15 protein-coding genes and 1 pseudogene are annotated in these 17288 nt (G+C 69.3%); all 16 read right to left on the bottom strand.

Annotated features, from left to right (window positions below; genetic code table 11):
• Positions 1–1420 (bottom strand): pilus assembly protein N-terminal domain-containing protein (locus ACJ8AN_RS31790; protein WP_407759288.1); only part of this gene is annotated, 1420 nt, incomplete at its 3' end.
• 29 nt (positions 1421–1449) lie between these two features.
• A complete protein-coding gene (locus tag ACJ8AN_RS31795) occupies positions 1450–1986 on the bottom strand; it encodes a prepilin peptidase (RefSeq protein WP_407759289.1) in 537 nt (178 codons plus the stop codon).
• A gap of 108 nt (positions 1987–2094) precedes the next feature.
• Positions 2095–3000: an FHA domain-containing protein gene (locus ACJ8AN_RS31800; protein ID WP_407759290.1), complete on the bottom strand. Its 906-nt coding sequence runs from the start codon at positions 2998–3000 to the stop codon at positions 2095–2097.
• Positions 3001–3061: 61 nt separating this feature from the next.
• Positions 3062–5242: a hypothetical protein gene (locus ACJ8AN_RS31805; protein ID WP_407759291.1), complete on the bottom strand. Its 2181-nt coding sequence runs from the start codon at positions 5240–5242 to the stop codon at positions 3062–3064.
• On the bottom strand, positions 5239–6726 hold the full coding sequence (locus ACJ8AN_RS31810) for a hypothetical protein (protein ID WP_407759292.1): 1488 nt from the start codon (positions 6724–6726) through the stop codon (positions 5239–5241). Before ACJ8AN_RS31810 ends, ACJ8AN_RS31805 begins: the two co-directional genes overlap by 4 nt.
• Positions 6727–6838: 112 nt before the next feature.
• Entirely contained in the window at positions 6839–8938 is a 2100-nt protein-coding gene (gene glyS / locus ACJ8AN_RS31815; protein WP_407759293.1) for a glycine--tRNA ligase subunit beta, read from the bottom strand.
• Entirely contained in the window at positions 8928–9908 is a 981-nt protein-coding gene (gene glyQ / locus ACJ8AN_RS31820) for a glycine--tRNA ligase subunit alpha (protein WP_407759302.1), read from the bottom strand. The genes glyS and glyQ overlap by 11 nt, the downstream gene beginning before the upstream one ends.
• A gap of 98 nt (positions 9909–10006) precedes the next feature.
• Entirely contained in the window at positions 10007–10993 is a 987-nt protein-coding gene (locus ACJ8AN_RS31825; protein ID WP_407759294.1) for a carbohydrate kinase family protein, read from the bottom strand.
• A 25-nt stretch (positions 10994–11018) separates the two neighbouring features.
• Entirely contained in the window at positions 11019–11753 is a 735-nt protein-coding gene (gene recO / locus ACJ8AN_RS31830) for a DNA repair protein RecO (RefSeq protein ID WP_407759295.1), read from the bottom strand.
• Between the two features lie 8 nt (positions 11754–11761).
• Positions 11762–12151 (bottom strand): helix-turn-helix domain-containing protein, encoded by a 390-nt coding sequence (locus tag ACJ8AN_RS31835; protein ID WP_407759296.1) that lies wholly within the window; start codon positions 12149–12151, stop codon positions 11762–11764.
• A gap of 21 nt (positions 12152–12172) precedes the next feature.
• Entirely contained in the window at positions 12173–12919 is a 747-nt protein-coding gene (gene tgl / locus ACJ8AN_RS31840) for a social motility TPR repeat lipoprotein Tgl (protein ID WP_407759297.1), read from the bottom strand.
• A 30-nt stretch (positions 12920–12949) separates the two neighbouring features.
• Positions 12950–13417 (bottom strand): social motility and stimulation tgl protein, encoded by a 468-nt coding sequence (locus tag ACJ8AN_RS31845; protein WP_407759298.1) that lies wholly within the window; start codon positions 13415–13417, stop codon positions 12950–12952.
• Between the two features lie 19 nt (positions 13418–13436).
• The gene (locus ACJ8AN_RS31850; protein WP_407759299.1) at positions 13437–14153 is read right to left on the bottom strand and encodes a hypothetical protein; all 717 of its coding nucleotides are present in this window, start codon (positions 14151–14153) and stop codon (positions 13437–13439) included.
• Positions 14154–14256: 103 nt separating this feature from the next.
• The gene (locus ACJ8AN_RS31855) at positions 14257–15000 is read right to left on the bottom strand and encodes a lytic transglycosylase domain-containing protein (protein ID WP_407759300.1); all 744 of its coding nucleotides are present in this window, start codon (positions 14998–15000) and stop codon (positions 14257–14259) included.
• Entirely contained in the window at positions 15000–15344 is a 345-nt protein-coding gene (locus ACJ8AN_RS31860; protein WP_407759301.1) for a hypothetical protein, read from the bottom strand. Before ACJ8AN_RS31860 ends, ACJ8AN_RS31855 begins: the two co-directional genes overlap by 1 nt.
• Before the next feature lie 294 nt (positions 15345–15638).
• Positions 15639–17288: pseudogene (locus tag ACJ8AN_RS31865) on the bottom strand (DNA-directed RNA polymerase subunit beta'); the annotation flags it as partial.

The following is a 17288-nucleotide window of genomic DNA, read 5'->3' on the forward strand; positions in this document are numbered from 1 at the left end:
AGCGGGCCTGCTTGTAGCGGCTCTTCACGTCCTCGATGATCGTCCGGATCTTGTCCGAGTCCGGGTTGACGATGCGGGGCGTGACGAAGATGACCAGCTCGCGCTTGGTGGAGTCGAAGGCGCGGCTCTTGAAGAGCTCGCCGATGATGGGGATGTGACCCAGGCCGGGCAGCTTGGAGACGGCCTTCTGCTCGTCGTGGCTGAACACGCCCGAGAGGACGATCGTCTCGCCGTGGCGCACCGTCACGTTCGTCTTCACCTTGCGGCTGCGGAAGCCGGGGATGGCCGCCGAGCCACCGATGGACACCGCCACCGAGGTGTCGATCTCACTGGCCTCGGCCTCGATCTCCGTCTGGATGTTGCCGTTGCGGTCCGCGGTGGGGCGCAGGTTGAGGATGACGCCGTAGGGCTTGTACTCCACCGTGAACTGGTTCTGGGTGATGAGGGGGATGGGCACCTCGCCACCGGCGAGGAACTCGGCCTTCTCACCGCTGGCGCACACCAGCTTGGGCTGGGCGAGCAGGCGGCCGTAGCCATCGTTCGCTTGGAAGCCCACCGAGAAGTCCGAGCCGCCCGTGATCGTCATGATGCCGCGGCCCGAGCCGAAGTTCCCGGGGAACAGATCCTGGTTGATGGTGGCCGTGGCCGCCACGCTGCCGGTGATGTCGGTGGGGTATTTGATCCCGTAGCGGTCCTTCGAGTTGCGGCGGATTTCGACGAACTGCACCTCGGAGAGGATCATCCGCTTGATGCCGACGACGAGCAGGTTCTCCACCTTCTCGCCCACCGCCTTGACGATGAGCTCGGACTTCTGGAGATCCTGCTGGCTCTCCACCGAGCCCTCCAGGAAGATGGTGGAGCCCACCACGTTGACCTGCACGTTGCGCAGGCCGGCCTTCTGGAAGGCGGCGGTGAGGTTCTGCGCCACCAGCTTCTTGGCGTTGGGCGCCACCTTCACGAAGCTCTTCACGTTCGGGTAGAGCGACACCACCTGCTCAATCCGCTCGGCGTCCGCCGAGGTATAGGCCTGGCCGTCGAGGTAGACGCGGTCGCCCACCATGCGCACGCTGACGCCTTCGATCTCTCCGAGCAGCTTCTTGATTTCGCCGGTGACCTCGCCGAGGTCCTGCTTGCGCACGGTGACGAGGTAGCTGACGCGCTGGCCGGAGCTCTTCCAGACCAGGAGCGTCGTCTTGCCCTCGGAGGTGCCACTGATGAGGATCTGATTGCCACCGATGGCCTTCACCTCGGCCACGTTCGGATCGCCCAGGGCGATACGGGTGGTGCCGGGCACGGTGATGACCTTCTGCGTGCCCACGCCGAGGTTGATGACGCTGCTGTCCTGGGCTCGCGCGGAGCCCGCGGCGAACAGGGCCAGCAGGGCGCCAAGCGCGGCCAGCTGCGTGAAGCGTCCAAGCATCGTGAGAGTCCCTTCGCGTCGCATCCGAACTACCCCAGTCTGTCGTGCTGCCACACCATGGCCCAGAAAGTTCCCAGCGCGATCGCCACGCCGTACGGGATGTGGCGGGGAGAGGCGCTCACCGTGCTCTCGTGCATGAGCCGCAACCGCACGGCCTGACGGCGCATCATGCCGCCCAGCGTCTCCCAGGCGGCGCCGTGCCACAGCAGCGTCACCACCGCCTGCAGCGCGCCCACCAGGGAGATGAAGGCCCCGGCCGCCACCACCGTGGGATAGCCCAGCACCGCCCCCACGCCCGCCATCAACTTCACGTCTCCCCAACCCATCTTCCCGCGCGCCGCCGCCGGTACCAGCAGCAGCGCCAGCCCCGCCCCCGCCACCGCCCCGCTCACCAGCCCCGTCTGCGGGTCGCCCACGCCCTCCGTCCACAGGCGCACGCCCAACCCCACCGCCATCAGCGGGTAGGTGACGACGTCCAGGATCTCGCGGCGCAGCACATCCGTGGCCACTGAGATCACCAGCGCCACACCCAGCACGATCCAGAGCGCGTTGTAGGAGGGAGTCATCGAAAACCCGCCCCCGGGAGGGAGGGGGCGGATTTTGGAATAAATCAGGGAGGGCCGCTCTCCGTCAATTGGCCAACAGCCCGCCCGCTTGCAACCGGGGCGCCGCGCTCAGGCGTAGGAGAGCCGCACCCGCTCGCTGCAGATGAAGTACTCGTCGCCGTCCTCGACCTTGCGGCGCTTGATCCGCTGCTTGTTGAACCAGGTGCCGTTGGAGGAGCCCAGGTCCTCGATGAAGAAGTCGTCGCCGTCGCGGACGATGACGGCGTGCTCGCGCGACACCTTGCCCGAGTTGATCATCAGGTCGCAGTGCTTGCCGCGGCCGATCACGAACCGCTCCTTGGTGATCGTCTGGGGCTCGGCGTTGTCCATGGAGAGGATGAGCGCTGCCCCGCCCGGCTCCTCGTCGTGCATGGGCTCGTCGTCCTGCATGGGCTCGTCGTCACCCATGGGCTCGTCGTCCTGCATGGGCTCGTCGTCGGCCATGTCCATGCCGGAGTCGGCGGGCTCGTCGGCGAGCTGATCCTCGTCGATCTCCTCGCGGGGCTCGTTGCTCTTGCCCTTGATGAGGCGCTCGAGCTCGGCGGCCGTCTCCAGGACACGCTCGGCCACCTCGCGGCGGGCGGGATCGTTGTCCAGGGCGTTGGCGGGGGCACGGTCCTCGCCGCGAGCGGAGGGCCGCTGCGGGGCGGGGCCGGGCAGCGGGGTGTCATCGCGGGGCGGCGCGGCCGAGGCCTTGGAGGCGCCCCCGCTGACGGGCTGGAGCACGGGCGGGCTGGACTTGCTGGCCCCCGCGGCCGGGCCGGAGGCGCGTGCCGCCGCGCTCGGAGCGGCCACCTCGGAGTGACCCGGGCGGGCCACCTCGATGAAGCCGTTGAGCCGCGCGAACATGAACAGCGCCTGATTGATGAGCGCGTCACGATCCGAGCCCATCTGCTGGGCCATGTCTTCGTACGTCTCCCACAGATGGTCGGCGATGCCTACCTTGCGGGCGGGGCGGGAGTTCTGGTCGATCATCAGTCTTGACTCGTTAATCCTGGTGCCTCGGACGATAGCAGAGCCGTCCGGGGACGCGAAATCACCGATAGGGCACGACGCCGCGGCTGTTGGCCACGCTCGCGTCGATGTTGGTCAGGTCCACTTCGAGGACGCCACTGGCCGAGGGGTAGACGATGTAGGCATAGCCCGTGGGCTGGTTGCCCTGCGCGTCCAGCGGGGGCTTCCAGTACACCACGGGTCCCGGCAGCCGGAAGGAGCGCAGGCCGGCGAAGTTCACCGTGTCCACCGTGATGACATAGGGGAAGTAGTTGGCCTGGGTGGTGACCACGTAGCGTGCGCCCCGCAGGAGGGTGCCGCGGCTGAGCGAGGTGACGCGGATGCTCACCTCCAGGTTCTCGCTCTGGCCCATGTAGCCCTCGGGGTGGAAGAAGTACGTACCGGTGCGCGAGAACGTCTCGTTCACGCCCAGGCGCTGGAGGTAGTCCTCGCCCGCGGTGGAGAGCACCAGCGGCCGGTCGCCCGAGGCCCGGACCTGGAAGAAGCCGTACCCCGAGCAGGCCGCCGGGATGGCGCCCGAGGTCACCAGGGTGGCCCGCGCCTCGTCACCCGACGGGGGCAGCACCGAGACCACCGTCAACTCCCCGTCGGTGCACGCCTGCGTGCTCGTGGCCGACAGCAGCAGGACGACGTGGTCCCCCGGCTCCACCACCTGCCCCTTCGCCGCGCCCCGAGGCTGGTAGGGAACCCTGAAGGCGCCTTCGTCGATGGCCAGGGCCTCCATTCCGGGCAGGACGCTCTCGTACGTCAGCAGGTACGTCTGGCTCCGGGTGACGCCGTACGTGGTGGCGACCTCGATGTCGCCCGTATCCTCCGCGGCGGTACCCGTGGCCCGGATGAGGGACCGGGTAAAGGTGGCCTCGTTCACCGCCCGCTCGATTCCGCCCGTGGTCACGTTGTTCGCGTTCACGTTGAAGGGCGCCAGGTTCACCCCGTCGAAGAAGAGGATCTCCCCGTTGGAGAGCGGCACGATGCCCAGCAGGGGCACGCTCCTGTCCCGCGCGGTATACGTCTGCGCGTCTCCTGGATTCTGCTTCGGGACGGGGAGGTCCACGGGCTCGCCGGGCTGCTGGATGAGATTCGTGTCCGTGGACAGCGACAGGCCCGTGGGCAGCCCGCTGCCAGCGTTGATGGCCATCATGGGGTAGCCGGAGACGTCGGAGAGCACCTCGCCATTGGCGACCTTGCCGTCCTTGCCGCCCTCCCGGGCCTGCACCGCCAGCACACCCGTGCACTGGAGCGCCCCGCCACAGCTGGAAGCATCCAGGACGCCGAAGATGCGCTCGCCCGCCTCCAGCGTCTTGGAGACGTTCTGGCGGTCCGTGTACGTCACCTTCCCGTGGGTGGCGAGCTGGAGCACCTGGGCGCCGAACTTCAGCTCCTGCTTCATCCCCGTCCCCAGCTCCACCGTGAAGCTCGTCCCGAGCGTGGCGCCGCCCGCCGTGCCGCGCGTGGCCACGGCGATCATCTCGGGCTGCGGCAGCACCAGGATGGAGGACACGGACACGTTGGTGGGCAGCCCCGCCTCCGGCAGGGGCTTCACATTACCGCTGAGGAGCTCCGACACGGACTTGCAGTTCGGGGGATCCGAGTCGCAGAGGTCCTTGGACTGCTGGACGACCGCGAGGAGCTCCGCCGGCGCCGGCAGTTGCACCTGCCACAGCCTGCCCCCATCTCCCTCCTGGGTGGCGAAGTAGAGCGTGCTGCCGCCCTCCTCCCCCTCGGCCACGTCGGCGGCGCGGGCCGCGAAGGCCGTCACCGGACCCGAGGACTTGTCTGCCGTGAGCCCCTTCGTGTCCAACCGCGCCAGTTCCTTCAGCCGGTCGGGACGATTGAAGGCGCCCACCACGGAGATCTGCGTCGAGCCGCTGCTGCGCGCGAACACGTAGGAGCCGGACCGCTCGGCCCCGTTCTCGTCGTAGCGCTCGTCGCGCGCGAGCGCCTGGGGCCGCTCGAGCACCGGGATGGAGAGGGCCTCGAGCGGATTGGGCGCCTGGACGAACTTGCGCTCCGTCACCTCCGTGGACAGCTGGAGCGCGCGCAGCTCGTCACTGTCCGCCGAGGTGACGAAGAGCAGATCGCCCACCAGCACCAGGTCGTACGTGCCCGACAGGCCCACGGGCTGGATGGTCTCGCTTGTCTGGGTACAGGCGGACAGGAGCGCCCCAGCCACCACCACCAACGACACGATGAAGCGCTTCACTGCGAAACCTCCTGACACGTCGAGGAGCCCGTATCCTGCCGGGCGCCGATATGGGCCACCAGGCGGGCCGACTGAGGACTGCTGAGATCCGAAATGTCGATGACCGAGATGCGTCCGTCACTGAAGTTGCTGACGAAGACCCGGGCCGCGTTGCCCTGCTGCTGCACGGCGAGCCCGAAGGGCTGGGGCACCTTCGTGCCCCGCGTCTCGCCCACCGCCACCTGCGCCACGACCTGGCCCACGTCCGGGTCGTAGATGGCCACCACGCCGGCGGTGCTGCAGGACACCACCACCAGCTCGCTGTGGGACACGCCCGTGGACGAGGAGCCGCGCGGCACCAGCGCCACCTCGGTGGGGCCGTTGGGCAGGGGCACCGCACCCACCACGCTCAGGCTGGGGCTCTCCGACTCCGGCCCGATGCCCGTCACGCTCACCGTCACCAGCGAGTCCGGCGTGCGCGTGGCGATGTACATGCGCCGGGGCCCGGTGTCCGTGCTCGACGCCTTGGGGGTCAGCGCGATGCCTCGCGCGTCATTGGCGGCGAAGCCCAGGTCCAACCCGGGGTCGACGAGCCGGCTCTTGTTGGTCTTGTCCACCACGCGCAGCAGGAAGCGCCGGGCCTCGGTGGAGCTGATCACGTTCGCGTCGTAGCGGCCGGAGACGAACACGTACCGCTCGTCGGCGACCACCGAGTTGCTGCCACCCAGGGGCAGGTCCGTGGCGTTCAGGGAGTAGAAGTTCTCGGTCGTGAGGCTCGGCTGCTGGTCGCTCGGCACGCTCCCGTTCAGCGCCACCACGTACGACGCGTAGTTCGTCCGCGACTGGGCGGGCGAGTCCGCGGGGTTCAGGTGTGTCACCCACGGGTTCCCCGAGGGATCAATGGAGACGCCGAAGGGCGCATACGCGCGCGGCACATCATTGGTCTGCCCGGAGATGTTCGTGGAGAGGGACAGCGCCCCGCGCGTGCAGTCCTCACCGTCGGTGCCCTGGCAGCTGAGCCGCGCCGGCTCCGACTCGTTGATGTTGATGTAGTGGACGAAGTCCCCGTCCGAGCGGGCGGGGATGAAGAGCCGGGGCGGGATCCTGATCGTCGTCTTGGCGCCGTTCTCGTCCTCCACCTCCAGATCCGAAGCCGCCCGGAAGGCCATCTCTCCCGCGTAGCTCTGGATGAAGAGGCGCGAGCCGGACGCGAGGTTGAGCTGCTCGAGCTCGACCGGATCGCCGGAGGGGGCCGCGCCGATGGGCGGCAGGGTCTCCCCGGTGCTGGAGGTCACCTTGTCCAGGTCGACCGCCATCACGGTGCCCTGGTCGTAGCACCGGTCGAAGTTGGCGCTCGACACGTAGAGGACGCCGTGGCTGGAACCCGCCACCGGACGGTGCACGATGCCGCTCGGATAGATGAAGCGATCCGACGGCGGGGGTCGCGTCTGGGACTCGGTACACGCGACGAAGAGGAGCGCAAGACTGAAGAGAAGGGGGCGCATGGAAGGGGGGGGGAGTGTAGGAACCACTCCACCGCTGGGCAACTACAAAGGTCCCCAGCTATTCCCTACCTGCCACACGCCCCCCTTCGAGGCCGTCTGCCCTCCAGGCGGCTCAGGCCTCCGATTGGATCTTCGAGAAGTCGGCCACCTGGTTGAAGAGGGTGCCGATCTCCACGAGGAGCCGGATGCGGTTCTCGCGCAGTTCGCGGTCCTCGGCCATCACCATGACCTTGTCGAAGAAGGTGTCCACGGTGGGCTTCAGACCGGTGATCTCCTGGAGAGCCCCGGAGAAGTCGTCGGCCTTGACCCGGTCGCCCACGCGGTTGCGAGCCTGGAGGTAGGCCGAGTGGAGCTGGCGCTCGGCGTCATCGGTGAGGCGCTGGGAGTCGACCTCGCCGCGAGAGACGTCCTTGCCCTGCTTCTCGACGATGTTGACCACGCGCTTGAAGGCCACCGCGAGGGGCGCGAAGTCCGCCTGGCCCACGAGGGTGGAGAGCGCCTTGAGCCGCTTGTGCGCGGCCACGAGGTCGTCATAGCCGGCGGACAGCACCGCCTCGACCACGTCGGTGCGGTGCTGCTCCGTCCACAGCGCCTTGAGGCGGCCGCGGAAGAACTCGAGCACCTGCTCGCGAGGCGCGGGCTCGCCGGCCTTGCGCTTGACGAGGGTGAGCTTCGGCGCGAGCTGCTCCAGGGCCGCGTCCACCGTCTGGGACAGGGAGAAGCGGTAGCCCCGGTCCAGGACGATGCGGATGGTGGACAGACAGGCGCGCCGCAGGGCGAACGGGTCCGCCGCGCCGCTGGGGCCCTTGCCGATGGCGAAGATACCGCAGAGCGTGTCCAGGCGGTCCGCCAGGCCGATGAGGGCTCCCGCATCCTGTGTGGGCAGCGAGTCCTCGGCGGTGCGCGGCAGGTAGTGCTCGAAGATGGCCAGGGCCACGGCCTCGGGCTCACCCCCGGCGCGGGCATACTCGCGGCCCATGACGCCCTGGAGCTCGGGGAACTCGCCCACCATGCCGGTGACGAGGTCCGCCTTGGCCAGCGTGGCGGCGCGTTCAATGGTGGACTCGAGAGCACCGTGGCCCGTCCACTCGGCCAGCTTCACGGCCAGGGAGCGGAAGCGCGCCACCTTCTCCGCGTAGCTGCCGAGCTGACCCTGCCACACCACGCGCCCGAGCTTCTCCGTGCGCGACTCGAGCGGCGTCTTGCGGTCCTCGTCGAAGAAGAAGCGGCCGTCGGCCAGACGCGAGCGCAGCACGCGCTGGTAGCCGCGCAGCGAGAGGCTCACGTCGCGCACCGGCGTGTTGGACACGGCGATGAAGCGCGGCATCAGCTTCCCGTTGTTGTCCAGCACGGAGAAGTAGCGCTGGTGGCTCTTCATCTCCTGCACCAGCACCTCGGGGGGCAGCTCCAGGTGCCGCTCCTCGAAGGAGCCCACCACCGGGTTGGGCAGCTCCACGAGGTTGGTCACCTGATCCACCAGGGACTCGTCCTCCATGAGCTTGCCACCGGCCTGCTGGGCCGCCGCGCGCACCTTGTCCACGAGCTGGGCGCGCCGCTTGGAGATGTCCGGCACCACGTGGGCCTTCTCCAGGGCCGCCTCGTAGTCCGAGGGCTTGGAGAGCTCGATGGGCGCGGGCGACAGGAAGCGGTGGCCGTAGGTGGTGCGGCCGCTCTTCACGTCGCCGAGCACCACCGGCACCACCTCGCCGCCGAGCAGCGCCACCACCCACTGCACGGGCCGCGCGAAGGCCTGGTCCACATCACCCCAGCGCATCGTCTTGCGGAAGTTGATGCCGTGCACCGCCGCGTGGAGGATGTCCTTGAAGATGTCCGCCGCCGGGCGGCCCTTCTCCTCCACCTTCGCGCCCAGGTACTCGCCCTTGGGCGTCTGCACGCGCAGCAGCGCGTCCACCGACAGCTTCTGGCTCTCGGCGAACTTCTCCGCCGCCTTGGTGGGCTTGCCGTCCTTGTCGAAGGCGGCCCTGGCGCTCGGGCCGAGCACCTCGCGGGTGATGTCCTCGCCCTTCTCCGCCACGTCCTTCACCCACACCGCCAGCCGCCGCGGCGTGCCGTAGGTGCGCACGTCCCCGTGCTTCAGCCGGGCCTCGGCCGCGCGCTCGGTGATGATGCGCTCGAGGTCCGCGAGCGCCGGGACGATGAACGACGCGGGGATCTCCTCGGCGCCGATCTCCAGCAGCAGATCACTTGCCACGGGCCACCTCCGCCTCGGCGGGCTTGTTGAAGGTCACCGTCTTCCAGTACTCGCTGGCGGCCTTGCCCTCGAGCACCGGCGGCTGCTCGCCCACCGTCCAGGGCGTCTTGAGCAGCGGGAAGCCGAGCTTCTCGCGCATCTTCAGGTAGCCCTCGGCGCACAGGCGCGCGTTGTCGCGCACGCGCTTGATGAAGTTGGCGCGCTCCGTCACCGAGATGGCCCCGCGCGCGTCCAGCAGGTTGAAGGCATGCGAGCACTTGAGCGCGTAGTCATACGCGGGCAGCGGCACCTCGCGCTCGATGAGGCGCTTGCACTCCTTCTCGTACGCGTCGAACAGGCCGAAGAGCATCTGCGGGTCCGAATCCTGGAATGCGTACCGGCTCATCTCCACTTCGTTCGCGTGGAAGATCTCGCGGTACTTGACGCCCTTCACCCACTCGATGTCGTAGATGTTCTCCACGTTCTGCAGGTACATGGCGATGCGCTCGAGGCCGTACGTCAGCTCCGCCGCCACGGGCCGGCACTCGAAACCGCCGCACTGCTGGAAGTAGGTGAACTGGGTGACTTCCATCCCGTCGCACCACACCTCCCAGCCGAGGCCCCAGGCGCCCAGGGTGGGCGACTCCCAGTCGTCCTCGACGAAGCGGATGTCGTGCTCGAGCGGATCGATTCCGAACGCGCGGATGGAGTCCAGGTAGAGCTGCTGGACGTTCTTGGGCGCGGGCTTGAGGATGACCTGGAACTGGTGGTGCTGGAACAGGCGGTTGGGGTTCTCGCCGAAGCGGCCGTCGGCGGGGCGCCGCGAGGGCTGTACGTACGCCACGTTCCAGGGCTCGGGGCCCAGGGCGCGGAGGAAGGTGGCCGGGTGCATGGTGCCCGCACCCACTTCGAGATCATAGGGCTGGGTGATGATGCACCCTTGCTTGGCCCAATGGTTCTGGAGCGTGAGGATGAGATCCTGGAAGTACATGGCGCCGCGGACCGTAGTGACGGGGTCCGGGAGCGTCAAGGACAGCCGACACGCTCCGTGTTCTTCCGGCGCGGGGGTTCAGCAGTCCGCAGAGTGATTCAGGAATCCGCGTCCCGAAGCCACCCGGGCAACACACCGGCCACGTCGCCCCGGTGGGGCAGACCCGACACGGCGCCCAGGTGCTCCACCACCCGGGAGCCCACGGCGCAGCCGAACGTGGTCAGCGCCTCGAGGTCCTCGCGCGAGGCCCCCGCCAGCGCCGGGGCGTCCGCGTACCGCCGCGACAGCCCCTGGAGGAAGGCGGAGGTGAAGCCATCCCCCGCCCCGGTGGTGTCCACCACGCGCACCCGCGGCGCCGGCACGTGCACCACCTCGCCCCGCCAGAGGAAGACGGCGCCCGCCTCGCCCCGGGTCACCACGGGCAGCGTCACGCCCAGGCCCGACAGGTAGCGCAGCGCCGCCTCGGGAGCGGACTGGCCGGTGGCGAAGGCCATTTCCTCCTCGGAGAGCTTCACCACCGAGCACCGGGGCAGCAGCTGTCCGAGCAGTCCGCGCAGCACCTCGGGGTCCTCCCATGCGTGGAGGCGGAGGTTGGGATCGCAGCTCACGATGCGCCCCGCCGCGCGCGCGGTGTCCACGGTGCGCAGCATCGCCGTGCGGGCCTCGGGCAGGTGCAGCGAATTCGTCCCGAAGTGCACCACCCGCGCCCGGGCGAGGAAGGCCGGGTCCACGTCGCGCTCCCCGAGGAGGAACTCGGCCGAGCGCGTGCGGAAGTACGTGAAGCTGCGCTCGCCGCGCTCATCGAGCGAGATGAAGACGAGGCCCGTCTTCGCCTCGGCCGTCTGGCGCAGGTGGCTGACGTCCACGCCCTCGGAGGCGAGGTGCTCGCGCAGGAGGTGGCCGAACTCGTCCTCGCCCACCACGCCCACGAGGGCCGAGCGCCCCCCGAGCCGGGCCACGCCCACGGACACGTTGGCCAGGGAGCCACCGATGGCGGGCCGCCACGCGGACACCTCGCGCACGCGCCGGCCGGACTCCGCCGGGAGGAAGTCCACCAGGCACTCCCCCACACACACCACGTCCATGCTCGGCCCTCGTCAGTCCAGCCCGTCAGTCCAGTCCGACCTGGGCCATGAAGTCCACGCTCTTGAGGCGGCGGCCGAGGTGGTGGGAGATGAAGACGTTGAGCACTCCCCTCGCCCGGGCCCGGAGCTCGGCGGGCAGGGGCGTGCGCTGGCCCTCCTGCAGCGCCCGGAGGCCGGAGAGCAGCTCGGCGGGCACGGCCACCGCGTCGCGCGCCCGGAGCGAGCACGCCTCGCACACCGCGCCGCCATGGGCCTGATCGAAGCGTGGCCGCTCGCCGGGCGGGCCGCCACACAGCGCGCACGAGTCGAAGCGCGGCATCAACCCGGCCTGGGCCAGGGCCGACAGCTCGAAGGCCAGCAGCGAGGTGGGCCCGGCCTCCTTCGCGTCCAGCTTCTGGAGGTAGTCCTCGAGCAGCTCGAAGAGCTCCGGGTGCGGCTCGTGGTCGCGGGTGAGCTCGCGGCACAGCTCCACGGCGTAGAGGGCGCGGGCGATGAGGGGCAGGTCCCCGCGGGCCCCGTAGTAGCCGCCGACGATATCCGCCGAGTCCAGGCGCACCGTGGAGCCGCGCGTCTCCACCAGTTGCACGCGCAGGCGCATGTAGGGCTCCAGCGCGCCGGCGAAGCGCCGCTTGCTCTTGCGGGCCCCGGCCGCGAAGGCCGTCAGCTTGCCGTGGTCGCGCGTGAGGAGGGTGACCATCCGGTCGGCTTCCCCGTAGTCCACGGTGGAGAGGACGAGTGCCTCGTCGACGTAACGCTCCATGGTCTCGATCAACGCGGGAGGGGGTTGGAGGCCTTCCCGCTCATCACCAAGGCCACGTACGCTCCCACGCCCAGCGCCACCAGCAGCACCACGCCCAGCACCCACCAGGCCCGCCGCCGCCGCTCGCGCTCGAGCACCACGGGGCTGGGCTCCGGGGTGGCCTTGTCCACCTCCTCGAAGCGGAGGATGGCCTCCTCGGGCGCCAGGCCGATGACGGTGGCGTAGGCGCGGATGTAGTTGACGACGAAGACGCGCGAGGGCAGGCGCTCCACCTGCCCCTCCTCCAGGGCGATGATGAGGCTGGGGGAGATCTTCGTCACGCGCGACACCTCATCGCGGGACAGGCCGCGCAGCTCGCGCTGCTGGGACAGGTACTTGCCGAATTCGACGTGGTCCACGGGGGTGGGCACTCTCTGGGGTTACAAGGCCTCGAGCAGCCGGCGGCAGTCGTCCTTGAGCGCCTGGCTCTTCGCCTTGGCCTCGCAGGCGGTGAAACTCTGCCGCGCCTCCTCCATCTTGCCCAGCTTCACCTGGCAGGCGCCCTCGCGCAGGTAGGCGTCCGCCACCTCCGGGCAGGCCTCACGATAATGGCCGAAGTAGCGGCACGCCTCGGAAAGATTGCCCGTCTCGTCGTAGATGATGCCCAGGTTCTTGTAGCCCAGGCAGAAGCCGGGGTTCGTGGTCACCGCGGCCTTGATGCTCTGCACCGCGCGCGCCGTCTCGCCCTTCTTGTAGAGCGCCCAGCCGATGTTGCCCTGGGCGATATAGGGCGTGGCGTAGAGCATGTCGTTGAGGGCCGACTCGTACAGCTTGATGGCCTCGTCGTAGCGCGCCTGGGCCAGGTACACGTTGGCCAGGTTCGTCTTGGCCTCGGAGAAGTCCGGGCGCGCCTCCAGCGCCTTCTGGTAGTGCGCCACGGCCTCCTCCGGCCGGTTGAAGGCCAGGTGCAGGAGGATGCCGATGGCGTTGTGCGCCTCCGGGTAGTCCGGATCCAGCTCCAGCGACTTCTGCAGCTCCTTGTAGGCTTCCTGCACGTTGCCCATCTGCTGGGCCTGCAGGCCGATCTCGTAGTGGATCTCGGCGCCGCTGCGCTCCTGCTCGGTGGGGACGTGCTTGCAGCCCATCAGGGCGAGCGCGAGGAGCCAGGCGGGGTGAAGGCGAAGCATGTGGGGGGTTCTCGTGGGTACGGGGGAGGTTCAGAAGGACGCCAGCAGGCGGCCCAGGTTCGTCGAGGCCGTGCGCTTGTCGTCGGCCTTGCTCTTGGCGGCACCCGGCGCGAGCTTCGGGTCCTTGTAGAAGACGGGCAGGGTTTTCAGCAGCTCGTCCTGGCTCGCGGCGGGCTGGGCGCGGAAGTGGGCGTCGTCCATCATGAAGCCCATGGACTCCACGAAGGCGAGCGCCTCGGCCTCGTCCTGCTGGTAGTCCTCCTGGCTCGCGGCGCGCCGGCCCGGCACGTACACCGCGCAGTCCTGGGCCTCGGACAGGTAGAGGTAGATGAAGACGGCGGCGCCGCCCGAGCCGCGCAGGCCCAGCACGAAGGCCTGGGCCGGTCCCGCCGGCTTGCCGGGGATGGCCAGGTGCGGCGAGTTGATGGACTGGTAGAGAGCCAGGACCTGCTCACGGCTGGCGGGCAGGCCTCGGAACCGCTCGTCGATGGAGAACACGTTCGGCGCTACCCCCGCGCTACCGCGTGGTGAGGGTGAACTCCTCGGACTGGTCTTCCGTCTCCGCCGCGGTGCGCTGGTAGCGGATGAGGGGGTTGTCGATCATCACGTTGCCGCCGCCCTCGTTGCCCTCGCCGATGATGACCTTGAACACGTGCTGCGGAGATTCGCTCCGGCGCGCGCCGGCCGCCACTTTATGCGCCATCAGCAGCACGGTGTTCTTCCCCGGCACCAGCGAGTCGGTGATCTCGGCGATCACCTGCTCCTCGCTGTTGCGCAGCTTGCGCACCCACCTGGAGTTGATGAACAGGTCGATGTCGTAGTCCGTCATACCCGGGACGGACTGGGCCGTGGTGAGCCAGTAGCGGCGGGTGAGGCGGGCCGGGGCGGTGTCCACCGGGGCGGGAGCGGGCGCGGGGGCCGCCGTCGCGGTGGGAGCCGGAGCGGGCGCCGGGCTGGCCACGGGCGCGGGCGCTGGAGCCGGAGCCGGCTTCGCGGGGGCGGCGGCCACGGGAGCGGGGGTTGCCGCGGGAGGGGGAGCGTTCACCACCTTCACGGCATAGGCGGGCGCGTCGATGTGGACGTTGCCCTGCTCGTCGATGCGGACGGAGGTGACCTTCTCGAACCGCTGGTTCGTCACGCCGTCGATGCGGACGCCGTTGAGGAACACCGAGCCGGCGAGGGCCGAGACCGGCAGCAGGGCCGTGAGGACGAGGGCGGGGATGACGCGACGCATGGTGGGGACTCCTCCGGTGGCTGAGCGATAGCGCACCCGCCCGGGGTGGACAAGCGCGCGTCACCGGAGACCGGAGCGGCGGCCCGGAAATTCAGCCGCCTGCTCAGGGAGCCTTCTCGCCGGGGGCCTTCTCCAGGGCCTCTCGCTGGGCGAGCGCCCAATCGCCCCCCAGCCCCTCCCCTTCCCGGAAGCGCCTGAAGTCGCGGCGCACCAGCCGGGGGTAGCGGCGGAAGGTGTCGAGATCCCCCGCCTTCTTCGCCAGCCAGATGCGAGTGGGGCCGGCGTTGTAGGCCATGAGGGCCAGGTCCAGGTCCCCGAAGCGGTCGTTGAGGGTCCGCAGGTAGCGGATGCCCAGGCGCACGCCCAGGGCTGGATCCGCGGCCACCTCCTCGCGAGACAGGCGCAGCCCTTCCTTCTCCGCGAGGAAGTGCAGCGTGCTGGGCTTGATCTGCATCAGCCCCCGCGCGCCCTTCTCGGAGATGGCCTCCTCGGTGAAGTCCGACTCCACGTCGATGAGGGCGAGGATCAGCAGCGGATCATACCCCGCCCTCCCCGCCTCCTCGGCGATGGCCTGGCCGACCTGCCGGCGCAAGGTGAGACCCAACTCCGGGGCCCGCTTGGCCAGTACCGCGTCGATGAGCGCCGCGTCGGGCGGAGTCGCCTCGAAGCGAGAGCCCTCGGCCATGCGGGGCGGCTCGGCCGGAGCCAGCAGGGGCACGGCCCGGGCGGACAGCACGAGCGCCGCGGCGGCCACCAGGGGCAGCTTTCCACACCCCGAGCCGAGCACGTGCAGCCAGCGGAACAGCCACTCCCCGCGCCGCCCACCTGGGGCGGAGGGGCTGGCCATCACTTGCGCTGCCCCAGCGCGTCGATGCGCTCGGCCAACCGCACCAGCCGCGCCTCGATGTCCTGGATCTGCTCCCTGCGCGGAACCTTGAAGTGCAGCAGGGCGCGCCGGACCCCCTCCTCCACGTTGTGCTCCAGGTCCTTGCGATGGCCCACCAGGCGATCCGTCAGCAGACGGCCCTGGCGGCTCATCTCCTCCTGGCTCCACCCGGCCAGCTCGGCGACGCGCTGCACCGTGCGCGCGGCCTCGTCCTCGGCGGTGGACACGGCCAGCAAGGCCTGGCTCCACACCCGCTCGAACGTCTCGGCCAGCGGGTGCTTCTGCGGGGTCTCCTGCTTGTCCATGACGCTCTCCAGCACGGCTCCCCGGGTCCGAGACCCGGAAAGCGGAGGTAAGGGTAATCGAGGTAAGCACACCCCCCGATGGATGGAAACGCCACCCGCGCTCGCCCGCCTGCTCCCTGAGTCCACTGCTGGATGCTCGCCCGGGGACCCCGGGTCGACCTCCATGGTTCTTCCCGGCTTAGTGCACCGGCACGTCACCCGTCAAGCCGTGAAACCGTAAAGAACCGCCCAAAACAAAACCGCCACCCCGGAGACCGGAGTGGCGGCTTGCAACTTCAGGGCCTGGAGAGCGGGCTAGGCGGCGCCGCTGGTCTCCGGGCGGCTCCCGGTGGGAGACGGCGGAGGCAGGTCCTCGCCGTGGGTGGCGGCCAGGGCGGCCTCCATCTCGGCGATCTCGTCCGCCTGACTCTCCACCTCGATGTCGAGGTACTTGTAGTTGGGCAGACCGGTGCCGGCGGGGATGAGCCGGCCCATGATGACGTTCTCCTTGAGGCCGCGCAGGTAGTCCACCTTGCCGTTGATGGCGGCCTCGGTGAGCACCTTGGTGGTCTCCTGGAAGGAGGACGCCGAGATGAACGACTCGGTGGAGAGCGAGGCCTTGGTGATGCCGAGCAGCAGCGGCTCGCCGACGGCCGGACGCAGGCCCGCGGCCATGACCTTCTCGTTCTCCTCCTCGAACACCCACTTCTCGACCTGCTCGTCGACGAGGAAGGTGGTGTCGCCCACGTCGGTGACGCGCACGCGGCGGAGCATCTGCCGGACGATCACCTCGATGTGCTTGTCGTTGATCTTCACGCCCTGGAGCCGGTAGACCTCCTGCACCTCATCCACCAGGTAGCCCGCGAGCGCCTTCTCGCCGAGCACCTTGAGGATGTCGTGCGGGTTGGCCGAGCCATCCATGAGCGCCTCGCCGGCCTTGACGCGGTCGCCGGCGTGCACGCTGATGTTCTTGCCCTTGGAGATCAGGTACTCCTTGGCCAGGTCGGTGCGCAGCTCGCCGCTCACCTCGGGGGTGAGGATGAGCTTGCGCTTGCCCTTGGTGTCCTTGCCGAAGGACACCACGCCGTCGATCTCCGCGATGGCCGCGGCGTCCTTGGGCTTGCGCGCCTCGAAGAGCTCGGCCACGCGGGGCAGACCGCCCGTGATGTCCTTGGTCTTCGTGGTCTCGCGCGGCACCTTGGCGATGACCTCACCGGCGTGGATCTCATCGCCGTCGTTGACGGTGATGATGGAGCCCTGCGGCAGGAAGTAGCTCGCCTGCGCCTTGGAGGAGATGAGGTCCTTGATGTTGCCCTGCTCGTCGCGGATGGTGATGCGCGGACGGGCCTCGGGGTCCTTGGACTCGACGACCGTCTTGCGGCTGAGGCCGGTCACCTCGTCCAGCGACTCGTTCATCGTGACGCCTTCGATGATGTCCTCGAAGCGCACGACACCGCCCACCTCGGTGAGCAGGGGGATGGCGAACGGATCCCACTCGGCCAGCAGGGTGCCGGCCTCGAGCTTCTGGCCCTCCTTCACGAGGATGCGGGCGCCGTAGATGACCTGGTAGCGCTCGCGCTCACGGCCGCTCTCGTCGATGATGACGATCTCGCCGTTGCGGTTCATGGCCACCAGGCTGCCGTCCTTCTTCTGAACCGTGTTCAGGCCGGCGAACTTCACCAGACCCGCGTTGCGGTTCTCGAGGCTGGACTGCTCGGCGCGCCGCGTCGCCGCACCACCGATGTGGAAGGTGCGCATCGTGAGCTGGGTACCCGGCTCGCCGATGGACTGCGCCGCGATGACACCGACGGCCTCGCCCACGGACACCTTGCGGCCACGGGCCAGGTCACGGCCGTAGCACTCCACGCAGATGCCGCGCTTGGCCTGGCAGGTGAGCACCGAGCGGATCTTCACCTTGTCCAGGCCGCTGTTCTCGATCTTCTTGACGCGATCCTCGTCGATCTC

Source organism: Archangium sp. (assembly GCF_045802675.1).
Classification (GTDB): Bacteria; Myxococcota; Myxococcia; order Myxococcales; family Myxococcaceae; genus Archangium.

Bases quoted from the DNA above. Each gene is read 5' to 3' on its own strand.
- ACJ8AN_RS31795 (WP_407759289.1), bottom strand. From the start codon at position 1,986: ATGACTCCCTCCTACAACGCGCTCTGGATCGTGCTGGGTGTGGCGCTG.
- ACJ8AN_RS31800 (WP_407759290.1), bottom strand. From the start codon at position 3,000: ATGATCGACCAGAACTCCCGCCCCGCCCGCAAGGTAGGCATCGCCGAC.
- ACJ8AN_RS31810 (WP_407759292.1), bottom strand. From the start codon at position 6,726: ATGCGCCCCCTTCTCTTCAGTCTTGCGCTCCTCTTCGTCGCGTGTACC.
- glyQ (WP_407759302.1), bottom strand. From the start codon at position 9,908: ATGTACTTCCAGGATCTCATCCTCACGCTCCAGAACCATTGGGCCAAG.
- ACJ8AN_RS31825 (WP_407759294.1), bottom strand. From the start codon at position 10,993: ATGGACGTGGTGTGTGTGGGGGAGTGCCTGGTGGACTTCCTCCCGGCG.
- recO (WP_407759295.1), bottom strand. From the start codon at position 11,753: ATGGAGCGTTACGTCGACGAGGCACTCGTCCTCTCCACCGTGGACTAC.
- tgl (WP_407759297.1), bottom strand. From the start codon at position 12,919: ATGCTTCGCCTTCACCCCGCCTGGCTCCTCGCGCTCGCCCTGATGGGC.
- ACJ8AN_RS31850 (WP_407759299.1), bottom strand. From the start codon at position 14,153: ATGCGTCGCGTCATCCCCGCCCTCGTCCTCACGGCCCTGCTGCCGGTC.
- ACJ8AN_RS31855 (WP_407759300.1), bottom strand. From the start codon at position 15,000: ATGGCCAGCCCCTCCGCCCCAGGTGGGCGGCGCGGGGAGTGGCTGTTC.
- ACJ8AN_RS31860 (WP_407759301.1), bottom strand. From the start codon at position 15,344: ATGGACAAGCAGGAGACCCCGCAGAAGCACCCGCTGGCCGAGACGTTC.